The organism is Paraburkholderia kururiensis JCM 10599 = LMG 19447 (assembly GCF_003986935.1).
In the GTDB taxonomy this organism is placed as follows: Bacteria; Pseudomonadota; Gammaproteobacteria; order Burkholderiales; family Burkholderiaceae; genus Paraburkholderia; species Paraburkholderia kururiensis.
Genome location: NZ_RJZE01000081.1, coordinates 1 through 2,118 on the forward strand (window position 1 = coordinate 1; position 2,118 = coordinate 2,118).

The following is a 2,118-nucleotide window of genomic DNA, read 5'->3' on the forward strand; positions in this document are numbered from 1 at the left end:
TTGGGCACGCACGCGGTGCAGCGCTTGCATGTCAAGTTGCTCGTGGCGTTTGACAGGGACGAAGCGCATCGTTGGGCGCGTTACTGCTTCGGCGATTGCCTCAGCGTCGAGCGTGTCATTCTTGTTCTCCGCTTTCGAGGATCGAACTATCCCGGAGAATCAAGCACGTCATAAGAGTAATGGCCGGGGACGAAATCCAGCGGCGCGCTCCGGAACAGGAACGCCACTCAAGCGCAATTGATGCGCGCGCGTAAGGACCGCCGCCCCTTCGAGCAGATTCAATGCAATCTGGACAACAGTCCGTTGCCTGACGTCCTCCAAAAACGATCCCCTCACCCAGTCATTAAATGCTCCGACTGCCGGACCACACCACACCTGGTAGTCAACAGCACGGTCGAGCTCTCCGTTCTGTGCCCATAAACTTGACAATCCCAGATACCAGCGAAACACCAGTGCCATCCGGTGCTTCGGCTGGACTTCCGCCCGATCGAGTTCACGCGGGTCACGTTCCATCCAATACTTCCGCACCCGGGCCCAGATCTCCTCCAGCGGCGCCTGAAAGATGTCACGCTCTAGCTGGGCTCGTACTGCAGACGAGATGGCCTCAAGTGAGGGGTGGGAAACGTATATGGCGTGTAGTTTGGTGGCCCTTGCGCCGAAAAGGGTTGCGCGCCGAAGCACCTGAACCTTGACGCCCAGCTCAAACATGTCTGGCGCTGGAGCCATTGCCACATCCGCCATGGTCGCTGATGCGAGCAGCTCGCGAACTACCTGAGAAGTTCCGGACTCGATAGCAGACTGATTGATTGAGCCTGTCACCACGTAAGCCGCACCAAGGGCAAATGCAGCTGCTACACTTGCGGGACAGCCGAGTCCACCGGCCGCTCCGATTCGGATCGAAGCACTGTAACGGTATCGCTCACATAGCGCGTCCCGTAAGCGAATGATGGTCGGCAACAGGACCGTAAGAGGTCGATTGTCCGTGTGGCCGCCGGAATCCCCTTCGGCGGTTATGTCTTCAGCCAGCGGCACATAGGCGGCGAGTTCCGCCTCGTCTGCTGTCAGCAGCCCCTCGCACACTAGTTGCTGGAGGATCGACTCTGGAGCGGGCGACATGAATTGTCGGGCGATCTCAGGGCGGGATATTTTCGCGAACAGAAAGTTTCTTCTTCCAATGACACCATCTTTTAGTTGAAGACCACTACATGCATACTGCACGAGTGGAGGAGTGATCTTCATAAAGGCTGACGCTGATACTCGACGCACGCCTCGGTCAAGGAAGAGATGAACCAGTTCCCGCTCAAGCTGCGGTTGCCTTGGCGAATGAATGAGATTGACACCCCAGCTACCCCCGGCCGGATTACCGTCCACACTTCCTAGGTCGCGCTCTATCTCGGTGATGGCAGCTTCCACGCTCTCTACACTCAATCCGGCCGCCCCAAAGAAACAAAGCATACCCGCCCGCGCCATTGCAATTACCATCGACGTAGTTGAGATTCCATGTGCCATCTCTCCCGCTACATAAGGGAAACGTAGATGATGCTTTTCCAGAAAGCCGCCCCCCCCAAGATTCTCGGGAAAGAGCGGCGGCAAAAACATCACCTCCCGACAATCGCTTCGAGACTCTGCCTGACCGTCCATCTCCTGCGCAAGCAAGCACCGGATAGCCCCATCCCGACCGTCTTGCACAGTACGCAACGGTTTTCGAACGCAGGCGAGCAATTCCTGAAAGTCATTTTCCATGAGTATCTCATACAATCACATTATTAAGATTCAGCGGAATCGATCTATCAATTCATCAAAATTATATGACGATGCGAGAACCGGTATGATCGGTTTTGACGACGCCACAATTGCATTTAAATTAAATTGTTTTTAGAATTGTTTTAAATAACAATTAGGATATCTAATGAATAGCGCATTGCATCAGAATGCTCCCTAAGGATTCGCTGATCAATTGACTGCTGCTACACGATGCGTGCATGCTGAAAGCAACGGGAACATAACTCTACGGACATGAGCCAACGCAGCTTTGCGAGCGCCGAGTACGCGATGAAGAAGAAGCAAACACGGCGCGAGAAGTTTCTTGGCGAGATGGAGCGCATCGTGCCGTGGCCT

Annotated in this window: 1 protein-coding gene and 1 pseudogene; one reads left to right on the forward strand and one right to left on the reverse strand. The window is 54.7% G+C overall.

Annotation, left to right across the window (positions count from 1 at the left end):
• Positions 1-168 precede the first annotated feature (168 nt).
• Positions 169-1,743, reverse strand: coding sequence for a PfaD family polyunsaturated fatty acid/polyketide biosynthesis protein (locus PKKP23_RS33280; protein ID WP_126880067.1), 1,575 nt, complete (start codon positions 1,741-1,743; stop codon positions 169-171).
• Between the two features lie 273 nt (positions 1,744-2,016).
• On the opposite strand from PKKP23_RS33280, the pseudogene PKKP23_RS33285 reads away from it, so the two are divergent.
• Positions 2,017-2,118 (forward strand): annotated as a pseudogene (locus tag PKKP23_RS33285) (IS5/IS1182 family transposase); the annotation flags it as partial.

Excerpts from the sequence above, each read along its gene's own strand:
- PKKP23_RS33280 (WP_126880067.1), bottom strand. The coding sequence starts at position 1,743 with ATGGAAAATGACTTTCAGGAATTGCTCGCCTGCGTTCGAAAACCGTTG.